Raw genomic sequence first — 21,743 nt, 5'->3', positions numbered from 1 at the left:
TAAATAGCTAAATAGTTAATTAACTGAGTAGCTCGATAGATTAAGATTTTGGCTCTGATTTAGCGTCAAACTTCTCAGACCATGTTTTCAATACGTCTGCACGCTCGCTGCCCATACGTGCAAAGTCCATTTTTGCCATGTTCTTTTCGACGTTAGGGAAGTTTTCAATTGTTGCCGTCACATCTTGGTGACCAACAACTGGGTACATTTCGATGTAAAGCTCATTTGCCGCTTTAGAAATAGACCAATCGATAACACGTTGTGCTGCATCAGAAGGCTTAACAAGACCTACCGCTTCAGATTCCCAGCCGATACCTTCAGGCGTAATCACTGAAAGTGGCGCGCCTTGAGTTTTCAGCTTAGCGCCACGGCTCGCCATAGAAATACCGATAGCGACTTCACCCATGCCCGCTTGAACACATGGCTTAGAACCAGAGTGCGTGTAGTGAGCGATGTTTTGGTCTAGCTTCTGCATGTAGTTCCAACCTTGGTCTTCACCCATGTTTTGTAGCCAAGCAGACACTTGCATATAACCCGTACCAGAAGACGCTGGGTTTGGCATCGCAATATGACCTTTGTAGATAGGCTTGGTTAGGTCATCCCAAGATTTAGGTGCTGGTAGGTTAAGTTGTTTCGCTACCGCTTCGTTGAAACAAACCGCATTGAAGAATGCATCGTTGCCATACCAAGCTTGAGTAGATTGCGGATCGTTGAGGTTTGAGCGCAGCGCTTCTACACCTTGAGGCGTATAAGGTTTCAGGACGCCCTCTTCTTTAAGCAATGCCATTGAAGAACCCGCAAGGCCCCACACCACTTCTGCACGAGGGTTGTTTTTCTCAGCTAATAATTTTGCCGTCATGATCCCGGTTGAATCACGAACCCATTTGATGTTGATGTCTGGGTTTTCGCTTTCAAAAGCATTTTTGTACTTCGCTAAGATGTCAGTTTCAAAAGCGGTATAAACCGTCACTTCCTGTGCCGCATAAGCGTTACCAGCTAATAGTGTGACTAATGCTGCAAGTGATCCTTTCATAAAACGGTTTTTCATCATTTTCTCCAGTCAGGCCCTACTCTAAAGTGAGAAGCTGCCAAAATTAAAAATTGCCAAAGTTAAAGTTGTTAAAGCTAGAAGCCCTATCGAGAGGCACCTATATTCAAAAATTCATTCCAGTTGTTGGCACACACCCCGCATATTGGTATGTACCAGATCTCAATTATTAAGCTAACTGGCTTTTGTGACGATTAAATGAACGAAAAATGGCAATTTAAAGATCGAAAACTTTCTCAAGACAAGTGACCATTTTTAATATGAAGCTTTTGTGAAAATGATGTTTGGGCTATTTACGACCGTTTAAATTGGTTGTTAAAGTAGCTCTAAATATTGGTATAGTCCAAAATTAAAATCACGAGAGTTGAACATGAGAAACGAATACTTACTGCTGACACCGGGCCCTTTATCTACTTCTGAAACCGTTCGCCAAGCGATGTTAAAAGATTGGTGTACTTGGGATGATGAATACAACAAAGACGTTGTTGAAGTGATTCGTAGCAAGCTAGTGACTTTAGCGACTAAGCAAGCGGGATATACAAGCGTATTAATGCAAGGTAGCGGCACCGCTTCGGTAGAAGCAACAATCGGTAGCGTTATCTCTAAAAATGGAAAACTTCTTGTTGTTGATAACGGTGCGTACGGCGCTCGTATTGCTCAAATCGCAGAATACTTAAACATTCCATGCCATGTCGTTTCCCCAGGTGAAACATCACAGCCTGACTTGAACGAAATGGAAACGGCATTGGCCATGGATTCAGACATTACTCACGTTGCGATTGTGCATTGTGAAACCACGACAGGCATGCTGAATCCAATTGAAGACATTGCCAAATTGGCAAAACAGCACAACAAAACCGTCATTCTCGATGCAATGTCGAGCTTTGGTGGCATCCCTATGGATATCGCTGACTTAGGTATCGATTACATGATCAGCTCTGCAAACAAGTGCGTCCAAGGTGTACCGGGCTTCGGCTTTGTTATTGCTAAGCAATCGGAACTGGCAAAGTGCAAAGGCCAAGCTCGTTCATTAAGCCTTGATCTGTTTGACCAATGGCACTGCATGGAAAGCAACCATGGTAAATGGCGCTTCACCTCTCCGACTCACACAGTGCGTGCTTTTTACCAAGCCTTGCTTGAATTAGAACAAGAAGGAGGCATTGAAGCTCGTCATAATCGTTACCAAACCAATCAAACCGCATTGGTTGCAGGTATGCGCTCTCTTGGTTTTGAACCGTTACTCAATGATGATCTTCACTCGCCTATCATTACCTCTTTTTATTCTCCAACTCATAGCGATTACCAATTCAAGGAGTTCTATGACCGTTTGAAAGAGCAAGGGTTTGTGATTTATCCGGGCAAGGTTTCAAACGCAGACTGTTTCCGCATCGGTAACATCGGTGAGGTTTACCCTTCTGACATTGAAGCCCTAATTGGCGCAGTGAAAAACGCTATGTACTGGGACATCAAATAATGACGACGACCAATCAAGAGCCCGTTCTAAAGGCGACACACTTTCGAAGCGAAGGCGATGTGAACACCACAGCCGCACGTGAGAAATGGAACGAGTCACTAAACGATGATGCAACTCAAACGATGTTAAAGCGTGACTCTGACGTGTTTCTTCATCAAGCGATGTCAACGCCTTGCCTAGACACACTTGAAGCCGCAGAAGGCATCTACATTCAAGATACCACGGGCAAGAAGTACATGGACTTTCACGGTAACAATGTTCATCAGTTGGGTTATGGTCACCCACACATCATTAATAAAGTGACTCAGCAAATGGCGTCATTGCCGTTTTCACCGCGTCGCTTTACCAATGAAACCGCCGTTCAGTGCGCTGAGAAGCTCACGCAGATCTGCGGTGGCGATTTAAACCGTGTTTTATTTGCGCCAGGTGGTACATCGGTTATCGGTATGGCACTCAAACTGGCTCGACATGTCACCAACAACTTCAAAGTCGTTTCATTGTGGGATTCCTTCCATGGCGCGTCACTGGATGCGATCTCTGTCGGCGGCGAAGCTTGTTTTCGCGAAGGTATGGGGCCGTTAATGGCTGGCGTAGAACGTATCCCACCAGCCGTTTCTTATCGTGGCGCTTTCCCGTTTAACGAGAATAGCGCAGTCAATACAAACGAAACTGCATGCGACGTTCACTATGCCGACTATTTAGAGTATGTGATTGAAAAAGAAGGTGGCATTGGAGCCTTCATTGCCGAAGCAGTGCGTAACACAGACGTTCAGGTTCCAAGCAAAGCTTACTGGAAGCGCATCCGTGAGATCTGCGATAAGCATAACGTCATGTTGATCATCGACGACATTCCAAACGGTATGGGTCGTAGTGGCGAATGGTTCACTCACCAGGCCTTTGATATCGAACCTGACATTCTTTGTATCGGTAAAGGTTTTGGCGGGGGCTTGGTTCCAATTGCAGCCATGGTCACTAAAGACAAATACAACACGGCAGCGCAAGTATCACTTGGTCACTACACCCACGAGAAAAGTCCTATTGGCTGCGCGGCGGCACTGGCTACGATGGAAGTGATTGAGCAAGAAAATCTACTTGAAAAAGTACAAGCGGACAGCGCATTCGTGCGTGAACAACTGCTTCAAATGAAAGAGAAATACCCAGTCATTGGTGACGTTCGCGGCATCGGCCTGCTCTGGGGAGTGGAATTGGTCACTGACCATATCACCAAAAACCGAGCGTTCGATGAAGCAGAAGCAGTACTTTACCAATGTCTGAACGATGGCCTGAGCTTTAAGGTGTCACAAGGTAACGTGATTCAATTAAGCCCGCCATTGATCATCAGTCGCAGCGAGCTAGAAGTCGCTCTGTCTGTATTCGAAAAAGCGATAGCCAAAGTCTGCAAAGATTTTGAATACCTTTAATTCTCGAAATCAACATTTAAACCAATAACCTTAAACAACCATTTGTTTCCCAGAACTTTGAACTGGGAGTGACACAAAAATAGGACACTATTATGAACACGACATCACCTATCCAAGCGGTTATCTTTGACTGGGCCGGCACTATCGTTGATTTTGGGTCGTTTGCTCCAACTAGCATCTTCGTTGAAGCATTCAAACAAGGTTTCGACTTTGACATCGACTTAGCTGAAGCTCGTGAACCTATGGGTATCGGTAAATGGGATCACATCCAAGCGGTGGGTCGAATCCCTGCTGTTGATGCTCGTTGGAATGCCCAGTTCGGACGTTCGATGACCAGTGAAGACGTTGATGCGATCTACGCGGCATTCATGCCTCTTCAAAAAGCGAAAGTAGCCGACCACGCAGCGCCAATTTTAAACGCGATTGAAGTAGTAAATAACCTTAAAGAGAAGAACGTAAAAATTGGTTCTTGTTCAGGTTACCCACGAGAAGTGATGGACGTACTGATTCCAGCAGCCGCAGATTATGGTTATCTTCCTGACAACGTAGTAGCGACTGATGACTTACCGCAAGGCGGTCGCCCAGCTCCATTCATGGCACTTAAAAACGTCATTGACCTAGGCGTGACGAGCGTTGCAGCGTGTGTGAAAGTGGATGACGCAGCACCCGGCATTGATGAAGGTCACAACGCAGGCATGTGGACGGTAGGCCTTGTTCTATCAGGTAACGAAGCAGGCTTAACGTATCAAGAATACTTAGACGCAGACGAAGCAACTCTGGCAACGGCGCGTGAAAAAGCAAGCGTGAAGCTGAACAAATCAAACCCTCATTACCTGATCGATACCATTGCAGACTTACCTAGCGTAATTGCAGATATCGAGAAGCGTTTATTGGCGGGTGAGCGTCCGTAAACAAAGTCGAGCTATTACGTGATGTAAAACGTGAAAATACCGCTATAGCTTTAATTCAAATCCCTATCCAATCATGTACTCAACCGAGTTAGACATGGTGGGTGGGGATTTTTGTTTTATAAGCATGATAAAGCGCAAGTTTTTTACTTATTACCCGTAGCGCCACTGGTAAATAGACGAGGCTAGGCTAGGCTATAGCTTAAACATAAACATTCCAACAAATGATAAAATCAACAATAAAGGCATCTTAAATATATAATATTTAAAAATTTCATTGACTCCAATACGCAATCAGATTAACAATATAAGTACTGAGAAAGAAACAGGTTCACCTGAACCAACACCTTGATTTACTTATTATAAGCAGTGTCGTAACCCAATAAGTGATCGTTTTACTGGTAAGTTCAGATAAAAATAAGAGTTAATCCAAGGAAAAAATTATGAAAAAACTGTCAAAAATCATGTGTGCTGTTGTAGCCGCTTCAGGCCTAGCAGCAGCGCCTTCTATTGCTGCAACGACTTACGTGGGTGCAAAAGTTGGCATGGGTTGGCTAGATAGCGCTTGTGTCGACAACATTGATTGTGAAGATGATTCAGTGGCGGGCGGTATTTACGGTGGTTACAACTTTACCGATAACATTGCTCTAGAATTGAATGCAGATTACTTAGGTGATTATGACACCAGCTTTAACAACAACGGAGCGACTCAAAGATACAGCGATTCTATCGTAGCCATTTCTTTAAGCCCAATGTATCGACTAGCGATTAAACAAGAGTTTGATATCTTCTTTAAAGCAGGTCCTGCTTACATCATGCACGATGACGAAGACGACGTTGTTTTAGCCTTAGGTATCGGTGCCGAGAAACAGCTTTCAGACGATTGGGCGCTGAGAGTGGAATACCAATACTTCGATGATTTTGACGATAAGATCATCCAAGACCTAAACTCCAACCTTGTCACAGTAGGTCTTAGCTACAATTTCGGCACGGGTAATACAACCGCATCAGCGGCTGCAGCTTCTGCGGCGGCTGTAACTCAAGCACCTTCTGAACCAATCACAGAGCCAGAAGCTGTGGTCGTTGAAGAGGAAGCGGACAAAGCGCAAACTGAGAGTTTCTCTCAAGGTACATTTGCGACTAACAGCACAGAACTTTCAGACGAAGGTAAAGCCGCTATACAGCCAATTGTGGAAGTCTTACAAACATACCCTCAGTCTACCGTTAACATTGTTGGTCACACAGATTCAACAGGTGCAGCTGAGTACAACATGATGATCTCTAAGAAACGTGCGGCAGCAGTAGCAGCATACATCGAAGAGCAAGGTATTGAAGCTGATCGCATTACCGCTTCTGGTGAAGGGGAAGAAAACCCAATCGCATCAAACGATACGGCTGAAGGTCGTGCTCAAAACCGTCGTGTGGAAGCAACAATCCCAAGCTTCGAGTACCAAGAAGATGTTCAAGTTGAAGAAGTTATCATTGAAACAGTGGAATAATCGTATTCTAACGTAATAACGACTTCCTTAATAACAAGGGAGGAGCACTGCTAAGTGCTCCTCCCTTTCTTTATCTATGTTTGCTCATAAGCCGAAAAGTAACGACTCAAAGCCAAGCTATACAGCCAGAAGACTAGACGATTTCCCAGCTGTGCGTCATTTCTACGCCTGCACCTAGCATTAGGCACACTGAACAGTACTTTTCCAATGAATCAGCGCATACTTTTGCAACCAACTTAGGATCAAGGTTGTCACCTGAAACTTCAAAGTGAATGTTAATCGCAGTAAAGATTTTTGGCGCGGTTTCACGACGTGTAGTTTCAAGTTTCGCGTTACAGCCTGTAATGCTTTGACCAGCAGATTTCAATCCATCTACCACATCAACAGAGCTACAACCACCAGCGGCCATAAGAACCATTTCCATCGGGCTTGGCGCCGTTGCACCACCGCTGCCATCCATGACAATAGAGTGGCCTGATTGAGATTGACCCAAGAATTTAAAACCTTCGACCCATTTAACTTCTGCTTGCATGCTGTTCCTTAGATGTACGAAAACGTCATCATTATCTATTATTTTACATCAATGCCTACACCCTACTACTGGCGGCATTTATGAGCAAGATTTTCTCGATAACATATTTTTTTCATGAATGATGCAATTTTTTCCATCTAAAACCTGTCTCTATTCGTACATTCAAAATCGAATGAGAAGAACGTCAAGATGAGGTATCTATGAATAAATTATCTAAAATATTGGTATCACTCGTGGTTGCGCTACCACTGATTTCGCTGTTTGTAAGCCAGACTGGCACTGCCAATACAATGGATAAAACGGCTAATTCAGGTAAAAGTGAAATCGCGACACTGGCTGGTGGCTGTTTTTGGTGTACGGAGTCCGATCTAGAGAAGCTGACAGGCGTCACCGACGTTATCTCTGGATACTCTGGTGGTGAACTGGAAAACCCAACCTACAAACAGGTCTCTTCGGGTAAGTCAGGTCACATCGAAGTGATCAACGTGACCTATAACCCTGATGTGGTTAGCTACGAACAGGTTCTTGACCAATTCTTCCGACACATCGACCCAACCGATGACAAAGGTTCTTTTGTAGACCGAGGCCGTCATTATCGACCAGCTATTTTCTATCATAACCAAGCACAAAAAGATGTTGCTCAGAACTTCATGATGGAAATCGACAAAGCTAATATCTTTGGTGAACCACTAAAAACAGAACTGATTGAATTTGAAAAATTCTGGCCAGCGGAAGACTATCACCAAGACTATTACAAGAAGAGTAAAGTTCGTTATAACTACTACCGCTATGCTTCTGGCCGCGATCAGTACCTAGATAAAATCTTCGGTGATGATAGAAAGGACAACCCTAAAACACTACGTCAGATCATCGACAGTAAGAATGCGACAGCCAATGCTAAAACCTACGTTAAGCCGTCTGACGCGGAGATCAAAGCCAAGCTAACGGCACTTCAGTACGATGTAACGCAAGATGACGCGACAGAACGCCCGTTTGATAACAAATACTGGGATAACAAACAGGAAGGAATCTACGTCGACATCGTTACTGGTGAGCCGTTGTTCTCATCAAAAGACAAATACAAATCAGGTACGGGTTGGCCGAGCTTCACCCAACCAATCAGCGAAGCTTATGTCGTTACAACTACTGACTACAAGCTGCTTTACCCAAGAACAGAGGTTCGAAGTAAGTTTGGCGATTCCCACCTAGGGCATGTATTCAAAGATGGTCCAAAACCAACAGGGTTACGTTACTGCATGAACTCAGCCGCAATGCGCTTTATCCCTGCGGATAAATTAGCAGAAGAAGGCTATGAGGAATACGTTGAGATGTTTGAGGGATAGGCATTCAGCAATTAACGATCAGCCTATGACAACAAAGCCAGCATATCGCTGGCTTTGTTTTTATTTACAGAGCTTTATTTATCAGCCCATGGACCTAATTAACCCGTTAACACCGTGTCTTCAGGGTATTTCAACAAGGAAGGTTCTGGGCGAGCTAGCATATAAGCCAAGGTCAGGGGGCCGATACGTCCAATCACCATAACCACAATCATGATGTATTTACCTGGCTCAGTCAGGTTTGCGGTTAAGCCAGCTGTTAAACCAACCGTTGCAAAGGCAGAAATCACCTCAAACATGACTCGATCAAACGCTGCCTTTTCAGTAAGCATTAACAAAAACATCGCGGTGGTTAATAACGCCCCACTTACCACAATAATGGCCAATGACTTTGTTACCGCTTGCCAAGTTACGGTTCGCTTAAACATCACTACATGTTTCTTCTGGCGTAAAAACGTCCACGTCGCAACAAACGCGACGGCAAAGGTCGAAACCTTAATACCACCACCCGTTGAGGTAGAACCGGCACCAATCAACATCAGTACAATCATTACCAGCAATGCCGGCTGAGTGTATTGAGACAAATCCACACTATTAAAGCCAGCAGTACGAGCACTTGCCTACTGAAAAAATGCGGCTAGCCACTGTCCTTGAGTCGATAACCCTTCCATGGTTGCTGAGTTATTTCTTTCTAGCAGCCAGAACAATACCGTACCTACCAACAATAGAGTCGGAGTGGCGGTTAGCATAATCTTGGTGTGTAAATGAAGATGTCGAAAACCTTTACGCCAGTTACTCGATAGGTCGCCGACGACTGTGAAGCCTAGCCCACCGAAAATAAACAAGCCAGCTAAGGTGAAGATCACCAGCGGATCATCAACAAAACTCATCATACTGTCTGAAAACAGTGCAAAACCTGCGTTATTGAATGCAGATATCGCATGAAATAGAGCATAAAAACTGCCCGTTGACCATCCCATCTCAGGTACCCAGCGGAAGCAGAGCAATACAAAACCGATAAATTCAGCCACTAATGCAAAGATGATGATCTTCTTAACCAATTTACGAAGGTTAATCTTACGATCTTGGCCAAGCGCTTCTTTCGCGAGTGCTTGTTGTTTAAGGCTTAACCTAACACCGAACATGTAAAGCAGTACCGCAGATAGAGTCATCTGCCCTAACCCGCCGACTTGCATCAAGAACATCAGTAAGATTTTACCCGCCAAGGTGAAATGCTCACCGGTATCGACAACACCTAATCCTGTCACACTGATCGCCGAGGTTGCTGTAAACAGTACATCCGTAAAACTTAGGCCTGTCACAGAGAATACAGGCATCGTCAACAATATTGCAGAGGGGATAAGTACGCCTAAGAAGCTCGTAAGGATAATCTTAGGTTCAGAGCCTTTACGTGGCTTTTTATCACTCTTAAGCGTGTAGAAAGTACCTTTTCGTTTTAACGAATTCATACTGTTACCTTATTGCCAATTACCAATTACCAATTACCAATTGCGTAGCTTTCTAGATAAGGTCTCTTTCGGCCCAGCGATGATCACCACATCCCCAATTTCTAAACTCACATCCAGTTCTGGAGCTTTAGTTAGGTTCGGTCCTCGCTTGAAGCCAAGTACTTCAACACCATTTTCTTTACACAGCTTAAGGTCGCCAAGTTTCTTACCCAACAAATTAGAACCAATAACAATCTCCGTCATCGCTAAACCGCTGCCAAGATCGATAAACTCAAGAACGCGTCTATCCAACATTTTACGCGCAACACGAATGCCCATATCTCGTTCAGGCATGATGATATGGTCAGCACCAATCTTAGAGAGAATCTTGCCGTGAAACTTATCGTTCGCCTTTACCCAAACAGCTTTTGCGCCTGACTCTTTTACCACCAGAGTAGTCAGAATACTGGAATTAACATCAGAGCCAATCGACACCATCACCATGTCGTAATCGTCGAGTCTTAACTCTTTAACTGTCTCCTCGCTTGTACAGTTCGCAACAATCGCTTGTGAAACAAAAGCCGCCGCTTCTTTCACTCGCTCTTCATCAATATCGACGGCCAGTACCTGTGCCCCTGAACTTTGTAGCTCTTTGCAAACAGACAGACCAAATCGCCCTAAACCGATAACTGCATATTGTTTGTCGCTCATTTGAAATCCTGTTTAGAAATTTTAATTACACGGGATAGCCAAACCTACATTAGTTTCTATCTCAAAAAAAGTTAGTTCTGCAAGAATAAGGTTATACTATTGTCATAATCGCTTGATTTATAAAGGTAGAGAACAACTCGAGTTTCTGCTAATTTCCAATTCATAATTTCTGCGGCAGCACACACAATGAATGAATTCATAACCCAAGTACAAACCTACATCAACCAGAGCCATAGTGATTGGGCAAACAGCGTCCTATTCATCACTATTGCGAGTTTTCTCGCTTGGGTAGCTTGGCGAATTATCCATAATCGCTTAGAAATTCTGGTTCAGAAAACCCCATTCCACTGGGACGATCTACTGCTAGAAGCACTAAAAACCCCTGTCAGCACATTACTTTGGTGTTGGCCTGCTACAGTCTCTATCGGGCTAATACTTCAAGACCAGTTTGGCAATGAAATCAATTGGTTAAAAACGCTTAAACACATATTGATTATCTGTACATTCGTTTGGTTTACCTTACGAATGATCACTAACACTGAAGCCTATGTCTTAGAGCAAAAAACCAGAGACGAAACCACTGTACAAGCGATAGCGAAAGTCGCTCGCTTGTTCTTTATGGTGATGGGCGGCCTAACCATTATGCAGGCATTTGGGCTCAGTCTTTCCGGCTTACTCACCTTTGGTGGTGTTGGTGGCTTGATCGTCGGTTTAGCGGCTAAGGACTTACTGTCGAATTTCTTCGGTGGCATGATGATTTACTTCGACCGCCCTTTTAAAGTCGGTGATTGGATACGTTCTCCCGATCGTCAAATCGAAGGCACTGTCGAACGCATTGGTTGGCGCATGACGATCATCCGCACTTTTGATAAGCGTCCTTTGTACGTGCCAAATTCGGTGTTCAGTAGTATTGTGGTAGAGAATCCATCGAGAATGTTGAATCGTAGAATCAATGAAACCTTTGGTCTTCGTTATCAAGATGCAGACAAATTGGCGCTCATTGTTGATGATGTAAGAACCATGCTCGAGACCCACCCAGATATTGATGCCAAACAGACGTTGATCGTTAACTTTGACAAATTTGGGCCATCAACGCTCAACTTCTTTATCTATACCTTCACAAAAACAGTCAACTGGATCAGGTACCACAAAGTGAAGCAAGACGTTCTGTTACAGGTTCTGGCGATTATTCATAAACACAATGCAGACATCGCGTTCCCAACACAGACACTCAAGATTGACCCTCAAGACTTTTCTAATGTTCAAGATCATAACAGCGTTCAAAACCTAGGTGATAATCAGAATATTAGCGATCCCAAAGACATGTTGAACTCCCCTACGGAAGGTCATCGATAGTCATATCCTTCTTGGTTATCGATAAGTAATAAGCGTGAAGCGTGGTAATATGATGGCAGTATTCTAATGCACCTAATTACCACGCTATGATTTTACCTGTCATTCTAGCCGGCGGCTCCGGAAGTCGTCTCTGGCCACTGTCTCGCGAGCTTTACCCTAAGCAATTTCTCAATATTGCCGGCGACCAGTCAATGCTTCAGCACACACTTCAACGCCTGCAAGGCCTTGAAGAGCACTTGATGGATAGTAAATGCGATGCCCCATTCATTATCTGTAATGAAGAGCATCGCTTTATTGCCGCTGAACAAGCTCGATCAGCTAACATTCAACATAGTGGTATTCTGCTAGAGCCAGTCGGTAGAAATACAGCCCCAGCCATTGCGCTTGCCGCCCTAAAGGCTTTAAGTAAACCACCGCTTAATGAACAAAGCACATCCGACCCTATCTTGTTAGTGCTGGCTGCTGATCATCACATCGCGAAAACCTCTGAATTCCAACAAGCGATTAGTCGTGGTGTTGATTATGCAAAACAAGGCAAGCTGGTGACATTCGGTATAACACCTAGCTCCCCAGAGACTGGCTATGGCTATATCAAGCAGGGAGAGCCTCTTTCCTCCAGTGCTCAAACTGATACTAATGGAACAGAGCAGCCAATCAATCACGCCTTCGCCATAGAATGCTTTGTAGAAAAGCCGGACACAGCAACAGCAGAAGAGTACATCCGCTCAGGACAATACTTATGGAACAGTGGCATGTTCATGTTTAAGGCATCACGGTATGTTGAAGAACTCGCCGAACACCACCCTGAGATAGTAGCGGCTTGTAAACTCGCTCTTGCAACGCAAAATACCGACCTCGACTTTATCCGTATAGACGCTGAAGCATTCAAAAGCAGTCCAAGTGATTCAATCGATTACGCCGTGATGGAAAAGACCTCGCACGCCGCGGTGATCCCGATGGATGTCGGCTGGAACGATATTGGCTCATGGTCCGCGATCTGGGATGTAAGCGAAAAAGATCAGCACAATAACGTCATTGAAGGTGATGTGTTAACCGTCGACTCTCAACACAACTACATCCATGCTGAAAATAAGCTGGTTGCGACGGTAGGTGTCGACAACCTGATTATTGTCGAAACCAAAGACGCTATATTGGTTGCAAATAAAGACAAGGTTCAGGGTGTTAAATCGATTGTCAGTCAACTAAATCAAGCGGGTCGCACAGAACATGTGCATCATCGTGAGGTGTTTAGACCTTGGGGTAAATACGATGTTATCGACCTAGGCAAGCGCGACAAAGTTAAACGTATCACCGTTAAACCCGGTCACAAGTTGTCGTTACAAATGCACCACCATAGAGCGGAACATTGGGTAGTCGTGGCGGGTACTGCGAAAGTGACCAACAATGAGAAAACCTATCTGGTTGAAGAAGATCAATCCACTTACATCCCTTTAGGTCATATTCACAGCCTAGAGAACCCAGGGGATCTCCCACTCGAGATGATTGAAGTACAAACAGGCAGTCATTTAAGTGAAGGCGACATCATTCGATATCAAGACAGTTATAGGCGAGACGTGCGCAAGCAACAAGTCCACTCATCAAAGCACAACCAAACGAAATAAAGCAGCGACAAATCGATGAAACCAACATTAGACCTAAACTGCTTTAAGAACAACGATATCCGCGGCGTCATTGGTAAACAAATCAATGAGCCACTCGCCTACCTGCTCGGTAAGGCATTTGGCGAATACGTCCTATCCGCTAAGCCTGAAACCTCACTCGATGGTTTGGCGCAGGTAGTGATTGGTCGTGATAACCGCAAAACCTCCCTGTCATTACAAGAAGCCATGACCAAAGGCTTAATCGAGTCAGGGATTACCGTCATTGATCTAGGTATGACTGGCACTGAAGAGGTCTACTTTGCGACTCGTTACCTAAAAGCGATTGGCGGAATACAAATCACAGCCAGCCACAACCCAATCAATTACAACGGCATGAAAATGGTCGGTGTAGACGCTAGCCCTATCAGTAAAAACAGTGGTTTAGATGAAATCAAACGACGCATTGAAGAACTTAATCAAGAGCTGAACTGCAATTTACCGTTCGTTCATGCACAACCAAGTAACTCTAGTAGATCGAACAGTATTCTTGCTCCGTACGTCGAGCACCTACTCTCGTACATAACCCCATCAAAGCTGTCACCGATGAAGATTGTGGTTAATGCTGGGAACGGTGTTGCAGGACATATCATTGATGCTTTAGATAATAAATTTAACGAACTCGGTGTCCCTATCACCTTCATCAAAGTTCATCATAACCCTGATGGAAACTTCCCAAATGGTATTCCAAACCCTTTGATTAGAGAGAACCAAGCAGCCACTCGAGATGCCGTTTTAGAGCATTCTGCCAACCTTGGAATTGCTTGGGATGGAGACTTCGACCGATGCTTTTTCTTTGATGAGCAAGGCGATTACATCGAGGGTTATTACATTGTAGGGTTGCTTGCTGAAGCATTCTTGGTCAAACAGCCTAACACGACTGTATTGCACGATATGCGCATGACCTGGAACACAATTGAAATCGCAAAAACGCATGGTGGAAAAGCGATTGGAATTAAAGCAGGACACGCACTGATCAAAGAGAAGATGCGTGAAACGAATGCCGTCTATGGGGGCGAAATGAGCGCACACCATTATTTTCGTGATTTTGGATATTGCGATTCAGGCATGATTCCTTGGCTATTGGTTATCGAGCTGATGTCGAAAACTCAACAATCTCTTCACCAATTAACGAGTACTAGTATAGATAGATTCCCCTCTTCCGGGGAGATCAATCGAAGAGTCTCAGACCCAGAGCAGGTCATGGCTTGCGTGTTATCGCACTACCAAGATAATGCCGTTGAGATCGATCACACAGACGGAATCAGCATGAATATGGGCTCATGGCGCTTCAACTTAAGAAAGTCCAATACCGAGCCATTAATACGCCTTAACGTTGAAACCAAACAAGATAAAGCTTTACTGTCACTTAAAGTCGACGAGTTACTGTCTTTTCTCATTTAAGAATACAGACACTTCCAGTTTTCAACTAAGATCCACAAAAAAGCCCTTATTAGCTGTTGCTAACTAAGGGCTTTGAATTTTCAGTAGCTTAATCGCTGACTGTAATTAGTCTATTTGTTACGACGAGCTTCAACAGCGTCTGCCAGCTGGCGAAGTACTGTTTCAGTGTCTTCCCAACCAATACACGCATCAGTAACAGATTGGCCGTACGTTGCAGCTTTGCCCTCAACCAGGTCTTGGCGACCTTCAACAAGATGAGATTCAATCATCACACCAAAGATAGCTTTGTCGCCACCAGAAATTTGTGCGCTTACGTCATCAGATACGTTCATTTGACGCTTAAACTGCTTAGAGCTGTTTGCGTGGCTGAAATCGATCATCACTTTTTGTGGAAGACCAGAAGCTGCTAGCTCTTCTTTAATCTTACCAACGTGTTCTGCGCTGTAATTTGGCTCTTTGCCACCACGTAGGATGATATGACAATCAGGGTTACCTGCTGTTTCAACGATAGCTGAGTGACCGTACTTAGTTACTGATAAGAAGTGGTGAGAAGCGCTAGCAGAGCGAATAGCATCTGTTGCAATCTTGATGTTGCCATCAGTACCATTCTTAAATCCAACTGGGCAAGATAGGCCAGAAGCCAGTTCGCGGTGAACTTGAGATTCTGTAGTACGTGCGCCGATTGCACCCCAGCTGATTAGGTCAGCAACGTATTGAGGCGTGATCATGTCTAGGAATTCGCTTGCCGTTGGCATGCCCATGTCAGTTAGGTCCAGCAGTAGCTTACGTCCTAGACGAAGGCCATCATTTAGCTTGAACGTATCGTTCATGTACGGGTCATTTATTAGACCTTTCCAACCAACAGTTGTACGTGGTTTTTCAAAGTAAACACGCATTACGATTTCAAGGTTATCACCAAGTTCGTCGCGCAACACTTTCAAACGTTTACCGTACTCAAGAGCAGCTTCTGTGTCATGAATAGAACATGGGCCGACAATAACAAGCAAGCGATCATCGCTCTCTTCTAAAATATTGTGGATCGCTTTGCGGCTTTCAAAGGTTGTAGAAGAAGCAACTTCTGTCGCTGGAAACTTTTCTAAAACAGCAACAGGGGGTAATAACTCTTTTACTTTGTTAATTCTTACATCATCAGTCTGGAACATTGCTTACTTCTTCCTTTTTTCTATCCTTGAGCTGAATGTACGTTGTCTCACGTCACTTTCTATCAGCACTAATCTTCTTGTTCCCTGTAACTTAACTAGTAAAAACTCTAGTTTCAATCACTAATTAAAAATAAACGCAATTTTTTTTGTGTTTTATATTTAAAACACCCTGTATACCATTATTTACACGCTATCGATTGCGTATTTTATAGCAAGGTAAGAAGAGCCATTCTTCAAGCTACATCATGCATGTAAAATTGTGTCGAACTCAAAAACAAAAAAGCTCACGTGATCAGCGTGAGCTTTTATTTAATTACATTCTTTTCAATGGCTTGACGACACTATCAAGCCCTTCAATTTTCAGAGCAAGGCACAGTTTCAATAAATCGCCGAGTTCACCAGACGGGAATCCCTTTTTATCAAACCACAGCAAATATTCTTCAGGTAAGTCAATCAGTGTACGACCCGCGTACTTTCCAAATGGCATCTGCATTCGAGCCAACTTAATCAGGTTCTCTTTCTCTAGCATTATTCGGTCTTTACTATGTGTCATCTATGTTGTGTAGAGTATCACCTAAACGTTCAACCCAATAGTTGATCGCGTCTTTGGCATCATCCAGCGAATCAATCATGGTTGAAAAATCTTTGTTACCCGCTTCACGGTCGATGGCTGCAAACAGTGGTGTGCCCTCTTGAGCATCACTGACCAATAACTCTACACTCGCACTCCCAACATTGGTGTGCTCACCAGTCGTGACCTTAGATATGGTTGACATCGCAAGGCCAAACGGCAGAACGCTGCTCGTTACAGCTAAGAGCGGATTGGGCGTTTCAACGTTACTCAGAGCGATACTCAAGCGGAGCGTTTTTCCTGTCGGTTCATCGACAATCGTTTTATGAGGCGATATTTTATCTTCCAAGCGCGCAACCATGTGCTCAGTGAGTTCCTGAATCTCTTCCTGATCCAACGAACCTTCTTCTGCTAAAACAAAAATTTGGTCGATCACTACAGAATCGTAGTCATCTAACTTGGATTTCAAACGCTGCGCGTCACGTAGCCCAACCCTTGCCCAAACCAAGTCGACGCCTCCGTCAGGCCCAGCCTGAAAATCTTCGTAGCTGGTAAATTTAGTAGCGGTTCTAATTGGGCCGCCTGCACAACCAAACAAGAAAATGCTGGTTGCAACAAGCAAAAGGACTTTTAAAGAGTTCATACCGCACTTAGCTAAAATTAAGGAATCTAACTAAGTATGACATACCCTATGTGAAAAGGTTGTAGAAAAAGAGGGGTAAAAATCAGAGCTAACTCTAAAATTAATCATGTTGAACAGTGTGTGCGTACTCTACAATTACCTGATTTCCTTCGATATAAGCATTTTGGATCTCACCATCAACACTCATTCTACTTTTCAGGTAGACCACTTTAGGCCCAGACTCATTGCCCTCTTTCAGCGAGGGGAATACATTCCTTGGTTCCAAATGAAGTAAACGACAAAAGTGACTAATGAAAGACATCGTTAATGGCGTCTCCCCTCTTAGCACTCTTGAGAAATCAAGCTGGTTCATGCCTAGCTTTTTTGAAAACTCCATCTGCGTAATTCGCATTCTCGATTTTTGTGACATCCACGTTTGATACAACGCGTCTCTGTCTAGTTCTGTGAACTCCATACCGGCTCCTTTATATAATTCATACCAATCAATTGTCCGGTTTTTCATACATGGCGTATCAGGGTTCGGTTAGTGGAAACCAAAGGTTTGGTTTTGATATGCGCACAATTGTTGTACAGAGCGAAGCGAAACAACCCAAATTCATTCACTAAAACGATTAGAGCAAATTCTTTCTTTATTTATATCAATAATTTATACGTTAACGAACTAAACATATAGCAAGTTAATTTGTATCAAGAATTAAAAGTTCGAGATTGGCATTCCACATTTCAATCGATTGATTCGCATTTATAAAACTGGTTGGCTACATTTCGATTGCTCAAACGCACTTCTGGCAAACTATTTGAAAGAATAGGACGCAAAGCCACCGGTCTGTCGACAAATATTCTGTCTATGATAGCGGGGCCGCCACTTAATAGAATTTAAGTGTAAATGCATGCCGGTGTGTTCTCTTTTTTGTCGGCCAAATACAGTAAGGACAAATAATGAAACAACTCCAAAAAAAATCACTCATCGCGCTATCGCTTCTTAGCGTAAGCGGTGCAAGCTTCGGTCACGGTTATGTCTCGGCATACAACAATGGCGTAGCTGAGAGCCGTGTTGCCCTATGTAAGTTCCCTGCGAGTGATACGCAAGAGAAAAACACCAACTGTGGTGGTATCCAATACGAACCACAAAGTGTAGAAGGCCCTGAAGGCTTCCCAGAAGTTGGCCCTGCTGATGGGAAAATCGCCAGTGCGCAATCTTCTTTAGCAGCAGCACTAGACGAACAAAAGGCAGACCGCTGGGTTAAACGCCCTATCAAGTCTGGTTCTCAATACTTCGAGTGGACATTCACAGCTAACCACAAGGCTCGCGATTGGAAATATTACATTACTCAACCCGACTGGAATCCAAACCAGCCGTTGGCTCGCAGCTCTTTTGACTTAACGCCATTCTGTGTTGTTGAAGGCAATATGGAACAGCCACCGATGCAAGTCAGTCACTTGTGTAATGTGCCAGAGCGTGAAGGTTATCAAGTGATCCTTGCCGTATGGGATGTAGGTGACACTGCAGCGGCTTTCTACAACGTTATCGACGTGAAATTTGATGGTGACGGCCCTATCATTCCTGATTGGGATCAAGGTGGTCAAATCAACCCGACACAAGACCTGAATGTTGGTGACGCTGTTTATACGCGTGTATTCGACCAGTCTGGTGAGAACGCTTCATACAGCACTGAGCTTGTGATTGAAACTTCTGAACAAGGCAAAGCCAATAACTGGTCTTACGCGCTTGCTTCTAAGATCAACCAAGAGCAGACGCAAATCAAAGCAGGTCAATTGAATGACCAAGGCGATTTCGCACCCGTTTACGGCACGAATCCTGTTTATCTAAAAGCAGGCTCTGGCTTTAACAGTGTCGAAATCGGCTACAAGATTGATACTCCAGAACCCGAGCATGATCTTGAAGTCTCGGGCTTAGAATCAGAGTACATTATCGATGAGAGCCAACCTACTCAGCTTGATCTTACGTTAGCGGCAACAGGCGATATCCAAGCTGAGCTTACCGTGTACAACCATCACCGTGAAGCACTTGCATCTCAGAAATCGGATCTAACAGACGGACAAGTTGAAGATGTTCAACTGACTCTTTCTAAGTCTGAAGCTGGCCACCACATGCTTGTGGTTGTGACGAAAGATGACCAAGGTAACTTAGTGGATCAGAACACGCTTGATTTTCATCTAATGGACGAGCAAACGCCGCCACCAGCGGGCGATTACGACTTTGTGTTCCCAGAAAGCATTGAATCTTACACTGCAGGAACAAAGGTTCTGAGCAGCGATGGTGGTGTTTATCAGTGTAAAGAGTTCCCATACTCAGGTTACTGTGTTCAATGGGCTCCAACAGCAACTCAGTACGAACCAGGTGTAGGTTCACACTGGCAAGATGCTTGGAACAAAGTGGACTAATTGTTAGCGAGTTACTTATTTTCAAGTATGTGAGCTTGTGTAATTAGCCAAACAAAAGCGGATGCCCAGAGCATCCGTTTTCTTATTCAGCAACAGCAGAAATGCGGTTATCAAAGTAGATAGTGGTCTGCCAACAGAGCCACAAACAAGATCATGAGATGATAGATGGAGAACTTAAAGGTCTTCATGGCCATATTGGGTTCATCACGATATTTCAGTACCCAAGCGTGATAAACAAACCCGCCGTTGAGCACCAATGAAGCGCTCAGATATATCCAGCTGCTCATGCCAACCAATACAGGCAATATACATACGATGCTTAGCAGCAAGGTATAGAGCAAAATAGAAGTCTTGGTGTATTCGATTCCGTGGGTCACAGGCAGCATGGGGATATTCACTTTGGCATACTCATCACGACGATGAATTGCCAACGCCCAGAAATGAGGAGGTGTCCAAATAAAGATGATCATCACCAACAACCAAGCATTTGAATGCAGTTCATTGGTAACCGCCGTCCAGCCCAGTAACGGAGGCATTGCACCAGCGATCCCTGCTATCACAATGTTTTGCGGCGTTGCTCGCTTCAAGTACATGGTATAGATGACCGCATAGCCCAATAAACTTGCAAAGGTTAGCCAAGCCGTGAGTTGATTGACCCACACCACTAACGTAGCGAACCCAAATAAGCCGATACCTGCTGCAAAGCTAAACACACGCACACTACTCAGCTCACCGGATGGTAAAGGGCGTCGATTTGTTCGAGTCATCTGGCCGTCGATCTTTTTATCGATCAAATGGTTAAACGCAGCCGCTGAACCTGCCATTAACCCTATCCCAATCATTCCGAACAAAGTTTGTTGCAAAGGCAATCCATTCGGCACGGCCAAACACATCCCAACCAATGCTGTCAGCAACATCAAAGCCACCACTTTAGGCTTAGTCAGCGTTAAATAAACTTTCCAAGTGGCTTTGTTTTTTTCAGCCTTTTCGTTACTTAAAGTTATGTCATTATTGGCTGTTATCTTATGAGTTAAGGCTGCGTCTTGAGCCACCACTTCATACTGTGTTGACGTTCTACTGACCATGATTACCTCCTTGTAATACACTGTTCTTCACCAAGCTCTCACTCGGTTTGCGTTGCCACACCACAAAATTGGTTACAACCATGCTGATGAGCAACATTGCTGCGACTAGGTTATGCAAAACCGCAACTGAGATTGGCAGGTGAAACCATACATTACTGATCCCAAGGCTGATTTGAGTAAACAACACTATTGCGACAATCATGCTCAGCTTTTGGTGAGGCACTTGGCCAAACTTCCATAACTGGTACACGACCATCAGCACCGTTAATGTCGCCACAATAGCCCCGAACCTGTGCATGACATGTATGGTAAGCCTCGCGGGATACTCCAACACACCAAACTCATAGTTATCGTGTCCGTGTTGAGCAAAATCGAACGCATTTTTGAAATCGAGGTAGCTCATCCAGTTACCTTCACAAATAGGCAATTGGGTACACACCAAAGCGGCATAGTTTGACGATGTCCAACCACCAAGCAGTATCTGCCCAACCACAATGAGTAACCCAAACAACGCCCAAAATTTAAGTGTTGGAGAATAAGAAGCCTCGCCAAAACGGCTTTGGAATTGAGACAAACGGCAGTAGAGCAGACACAACAGTGACAGCAACGTGAAGCCCCCCATCAAATGCGCCATAACCACAACGGGCATCAACTTAAGAGTCACCGTCCACATTCCAAGCAAAGCCTGAAAAATCACAGTGGCAGAGATAAGTAATGGAAGACCAACTGGTGTGATGTTCTTTTTAATACACCAAGCTACAACGACAAAGATAAGCAACCCTAATGTTCCTGCAAAGTAGCGATGGATCATCTCTATCCACGCTTTGTCTGCTTCAAGAGCTCGCTCTGGAAATTGCAGATTGGCTTGACTCACCGCTTGGGCATCAGACGGAACGGTGATCTTACCGTAACAACCCGGCCAGTCAGGACAGCCAAGGCCAGCATCAGACAGGCGTGTATAAGCTCCGAGAACAATCACGGTAAGGGTTAACAAGATAGTTAATCTCATCACAAGCATCAGTAAATCAGGGGCTTTATTCTGCATCACTTATCTCCCTATACTTATTCCCTTTCGC

At 44.3% G+C, this 21,743-nt stretch carries 18 protein-coding genes, 1 pseudogene and 1 riboswitch; of the genes and pseudogenes, 9 read left to right on the top strand and 10 right to left on the bottom strand.

The features are described 5' to 3' along the window. Positions 1-40: 40 nt before the first annotated feature. On the bottom strand, positions 41-1,051 hold the full coding sequence (locus ACED46_RS04370; protein WP_371720966.1) for a putative 2-aminoethylphosphonate ABC transporter substrate-binding protein: 1,011 nt from the start codon (positions 1,049-1,051) through the stop codon (positions 41-43). Between the two features lie 367 nt (positions 1,052-1,418). On the opposite strand from ACED46_RS04370, the gene phnW reads away from it, so the two are divergent. From phnW to ACED46_RS04350, 4 genes are all read left to right on the top strand, one after another. After that, complete coding sequence (phnW, locus tag ACED46_RS04365) at positions 1,419-2,522, top strand: 2-aminoethylphosphonate--pyruvate transaminase (RefSeq protein WP_371720965.1); 1,104 nt, start codon at positions 1,419-1,421, stop codon at positions 2,520-2,522. Next, on the top strand, positions 2,522-3,943 hold the full coding sequence (locus tag ACED46_RS04360) for an aspartate aminotransferase family protein (RefSeq protein ID WP_371720964.1): 1,422 nt from the start codon (positions 2,522-2,524) through the stop codon (positions 3,941-3,943). The genes phnW and ACED46_RS04360 overlap by 1 nt, the downstream gene beginning before the upstream one ends. Positions 3,944-4,035: 92 nt before the next feature. Beyond that, complete coding sequence (gene phnX, locus ACED46_RS04355; protein WP_136973801.1) at positions 4,036-4,854, top strand: phosphonoacetaldehyde hydrolase; 819 nt, start codon at positions 4,036-4,038, stop codon at positions 4,852-4,854. A 440-nt stretch (positions 4,855-5,294) separates the two neighbouring features. Beyond that, positions 5,295-6,350: an OmpA family protein gene (locus tag ACED46_RS04350; protein ID WP_371720963.1), complete on the top strand. Its 1,056-nt coding sequence runs from the start codon at positions 5,295-5,297 to the stop codon at positions 6,348-6,350. 133 nt (positions 6,351-6,483) lie between these two features. On the opposite strand, the gene ACED46_RS04345 is transcribed toward ACED46_RS04350, so the two are convergent. Then, positions 6,484-6,882 carry an OsmC family protein gene (locus ACED46_RS04345; RefSeq protein WP_371720962.1) on the bottom strand — a complete coding sequence of 133 codons (399 nt, stop codon included), beginning with the start codon at positions 6,880-6,882 and terminating at the stop codon, positions 6,484-6,486. 200 nt (positions 6,883-7,082) lie between these two features. Between ACED46_RS04345 and msrB the strand changes: the two genes are divergently transcribed. Next, a complete protein-coding gene (gene msrB, locus ACED46_RS04340) occupies positions 7,083-8,225 on the top strand; it encodes a peptide-methionine (R)-S-oxide reductase MsrB (RefSeq protein ID WP_136973803.1) in 1,143 nt (380 codons plus the stop codon). A 98-nt stretch (positions 8,226-8,323) separates the two neighbouring features. On the opposite strand, the pseudogene ACED46_RS04335 reads toward msrB, so the two are convergent. Together ACED46_RS04335 and ACED46_RS04330 are read right to left on the bottom strand one after the other, a co-directional pair. Next, positions 8,324-9,691, bottom strand: a pseudogene (locus ACED46_RS04335) (TrkH family potassium uptake protein). 33 nt (positions 9,692-9,724) lie between these two features. Continuing rightward, positions 9,725-10,381, bottom strand: a complete 657-nt coding sequence (locus tag ACED46_RS04330; RefSeq protein ID WP_017065605.1) for a TrkA family potassium uptake protein — start codon at positions 10,379-10,381, stop codon at positions 9,725-9,727. Positions 10,382-10,567: 186 nt separating this feature from the next. Between ACED46_RS04330 and ACED46_RS04325 the strand changes: the two genes are divergently transcribed. From ACED46_RS04325 to ACED46_RS04315, 3 genes are all read left to right on the top strand, one after another. After that, a complete protein-coding gene (locus ACED46_RS04325; protein ID WP_371720961.1) occupies positions 10,568-11,737 on the top strand; it encodes a mechanosensitive ion channel family protein in 1,170 nt (389 codons plus the stop codon). Between the two features lie 86 nt (positions 11,738-11,823). After that, positions 11,824-13,359 (top strand): mannose-1-phosphate guanylyltransferase/mannose-6-phosphate isomerase, encoded by a 1,536-nt coding sequence (locus ACED46_RS04320; protein WP_371720960.1) that lies wholly within the window; start codon positions 11,824-11,826, stop codon positions 13,357-13,359. A 15-nt stretch (positions 13,360-13,374) separates the two neighbouring features. Next, the gene (locus ACED46_RS04315) at positions 13,375-14,799 is read left to right on the top strand and encodes a phosphomannomutase/phosphoglucomutase (protein WP_017061745.1); all 1,425 of its coding nucleotides are present in this window, start codon (positions 13,375-13,377) and stop codon (positions 14,797-14,799) included. Positions 14,800-14,909: 110 nt separating this feature from the next. On the opposite strand, the gene aroG is transcribed toward ACED46_RS04315, so the two are convergent. The 4 genes from aroG to ACED46_RS04295 form a co-directional block, all read right to left on the bottom strand. Further along, positions 14,910-15,962 (bottom strand): 3-deoxy-7-phosphoheptulonate synthase AroG, encoded by a 1,053-nt coding sequence (gene aroG, locus ACED46_RS04310; protein ID WP_017061746.1) that lies wholly within the window; start codon positions 15,960-15,962, stop codon positions 14,910-14,912. Between the two features lie 313 nt (positions 15,963-16,275). Continuing rightward, on the bottom strand, positions 16,276-16,491 hold the full coding sequence (locus ACED46_RS04305) for a DUF3820 family protein (protein WP_004730103.1): 216 nt from the start codon (positions 16,489-16,491) through the stop codon (positions 16,276-16,278). Between the two features lie 13 nt (positions 16,492-16,504). Then, positions 16,505-17,176, bottom strand: a complete 672-nt coding sequence (locus ACED46_RS04300; RefSeq protein WP_371720959.1) for a DUF3313 domain-containing protein — start codon at positions 17,174-17,176, stop codon at positions 16,505-16,507. Positions 17,177-17,276: 100 nt separating this feature from the next. Beyond that, positions 17,277-17,630 (bottom strand): hypothetical protein, encoded by a 354-nt coding sequence (locus ACED46_RS04295; protein WP_017061749.1) that lies wholly within the window; start codon positions 17,628-17,630, stop codon positions 17,277-17,279. 323 nt (positions 17,631-17,953) lie between these two features. Then, positions 17,954-18,043, top strand: a riboswitch (cyclic di-GMP riboswitch). 72 nt (positions 18,044-18,115) lie between these two features. On the opposite strand from ACED46_RS04295, the gene gbpA reads away from it, so the two are divergent. Continuing rightward, complete coding sequence (gbpA, locus tag ACED46_RS04290; protein ID WP_371720958.1) at positions 18,116-19,582, top strand: N-acetylglucosamine-binding protein GbpA; 1,467 nt, start codon at positions 18,116-18,118, stop codon at positions 19,580-19,582. 110 nt (positions 19,583-19,692) lie between these two features. On the opposite strand, the gene cyoE is transcribed toward gbpA, so the two are convergent. Together cyoE and ACED46_RS04280 are read right to left on the bottom strand one after the other, a co-directional pair. Next, positions 19,693-20,667, bottom strand: coding sequence for a heme o synthase (gene cyoE / locus ACED46_RS04285; RefSeq protein ID WP_017064833.1), 975 nt, complete (start codon positions 20,665-20,667; stop codon positions 19,693-19,695). Further along, positions 20,657-21,712 (bottom strand): heme A synthase, encoded by a 1,056-nt coding sequence (locus ACED46_RS04280; RefSeq protein WP_136973807.1) that lies wholly within the window; start codon positions 21,710-21,712, stop codon positions 20,657-20,659. The genes cyoE and ACED46_RS04280 overlap by 11 nt, the downstream gene beginning before the upstream one ends. Between the last annotated feature and the right edge of the window lie 31 nt (positions 21,713-21,743).

Origin of the sequence: Vibrio sp. 1S139 (genome assembly GCF_041439475.1) — a bacterium.
Classification (GTDB): Bacteria; Pseudomonadota; Gammaproteobacteria; order Enterobacterales; family Vibrionaceae; genus Vibrio; species Vibrio crassostreae_C.
The sequence above is the reverse complement of the archived record's forward strand: the minus strand, read 5'-3'. Positions and strand labels throughout refer to the sequence as shown.

Coding starts and splice junctions, on each gene's coding strand:
- ACED46_RS04370 (WP_371720966.1), bottom strand. CDS start 1,051: ATGATGAAAAACCGTTTTATGAAAGGATCACTTGCAGCATTAGTCACA.
- phnW (WP_371720965.1), top strand. CDS start 1,419: ATGAGAAACGAATACTTACTGCTGACACCGGGCCCTTTATCTACTTCT.
- ACED46_RS04360 (WP_371720964.1), top strand. CDS start 2,522: ATGACGACGACCAATCAAGAGCCCGTTCTAAAGGCGACACACTTTCGA.
- phnX (WP_136973801.1), top strand. CDS start 4,036: ATGAACACGACATCACCTATCCAAGCGGTTATCTTTGACTGGGCCGGC.
- ACED46_RS04350 (WP_371720963.1), top strand. CDS start 5,295: ATGAAAAAACTGTCAAAAATCATGTGTGCTGTTGTAGCCGCTTCAGGC.
- ACED46_RS04345 (WP_371720962.1), bottom strand. CDS start 6,882: ATGCAAGCAGAAGTTAAATGGGTCGAAGGTTTTAAATTCTTGGGTCAA.
- msrB (WP_136973803.1), top strand. CDS start 7,083: ATGAATAAATTATCTAAAATATTGGTATCACTCGTGGTTGCGCTACCA.
- ACED46_RS04330 (WP_017065605.1), bottom strand. CDS start 10,381: ATGAGCGACAAACAATATGCAGTTATCGGTTTAGGGCGATTTGGTCTG.
- ACED46_RS04325 (WP_371720961.1), top strand. CDS start 10,568: ATGAATGAATTCATAACCCAAGTACAAACCTACATCAACCAGAGCCAT.
- ACED46_RS04320 (WP_371720960.1), top strand. CDS start 11,824: ATGATTTTACCTGTCATTCTAGCCGGCGGCTCCGGAAGTCGTCTCTGG.
- ACED46_RS04315 (WP_017061745.1), top strand. CDS start 13,375: ATGAAACCAACATTAGACCTAAACTGCTTTAAGAACAACGATATCCGC.
- aroG (WP_017061746.1), bottom strand. CDS start 15,962: ATGTTCCAGACTGATGATGTAAGAATTAACAAAGTAAAAGAGTTATTA.
- ACED46_RS04305 (WP_004730103.1), bottom strand. CDS start 16,491: ATGCTAGAGAAAGAGAACCTGATTAAGTTGGCTCGAATGCAGATGCCA.
- ACED46_RS04300 (WP_371720959.1), bottom strand. CDS start 17,176: ATGAACTCTTTAAAAGTCCTTTTGCTTGTTGCAACCAGCATTTTCTTG.
- ACED46_RS04295 (WP_017061749.1), bottom strand. CDS start 17,630: ATGGAGTTCACAGAACTAGACAGAGACGCGTTGTATCAAACGTGGATG.
- gbpA (WP_371720958.1), top strand. CDS start 18,116: ATGAAACAACTCCAAAAAAAATCACTCATCGCGCTATCGCTTCTTAGC.
- cyoE (WP_017064833.1), bottom strand. CDS start 20,667: ATGGTCAGTAGAACGTCAACACAGTATGAAGTGGTGGCTCAAGACGCA.
- ACED46_RS04280 (WP_136973807.1), bottom strand. CDS start 21,712: ATGCAGAATAAAGCCCCTGATTTACTGATGCTTGTGATGAGATTAACT.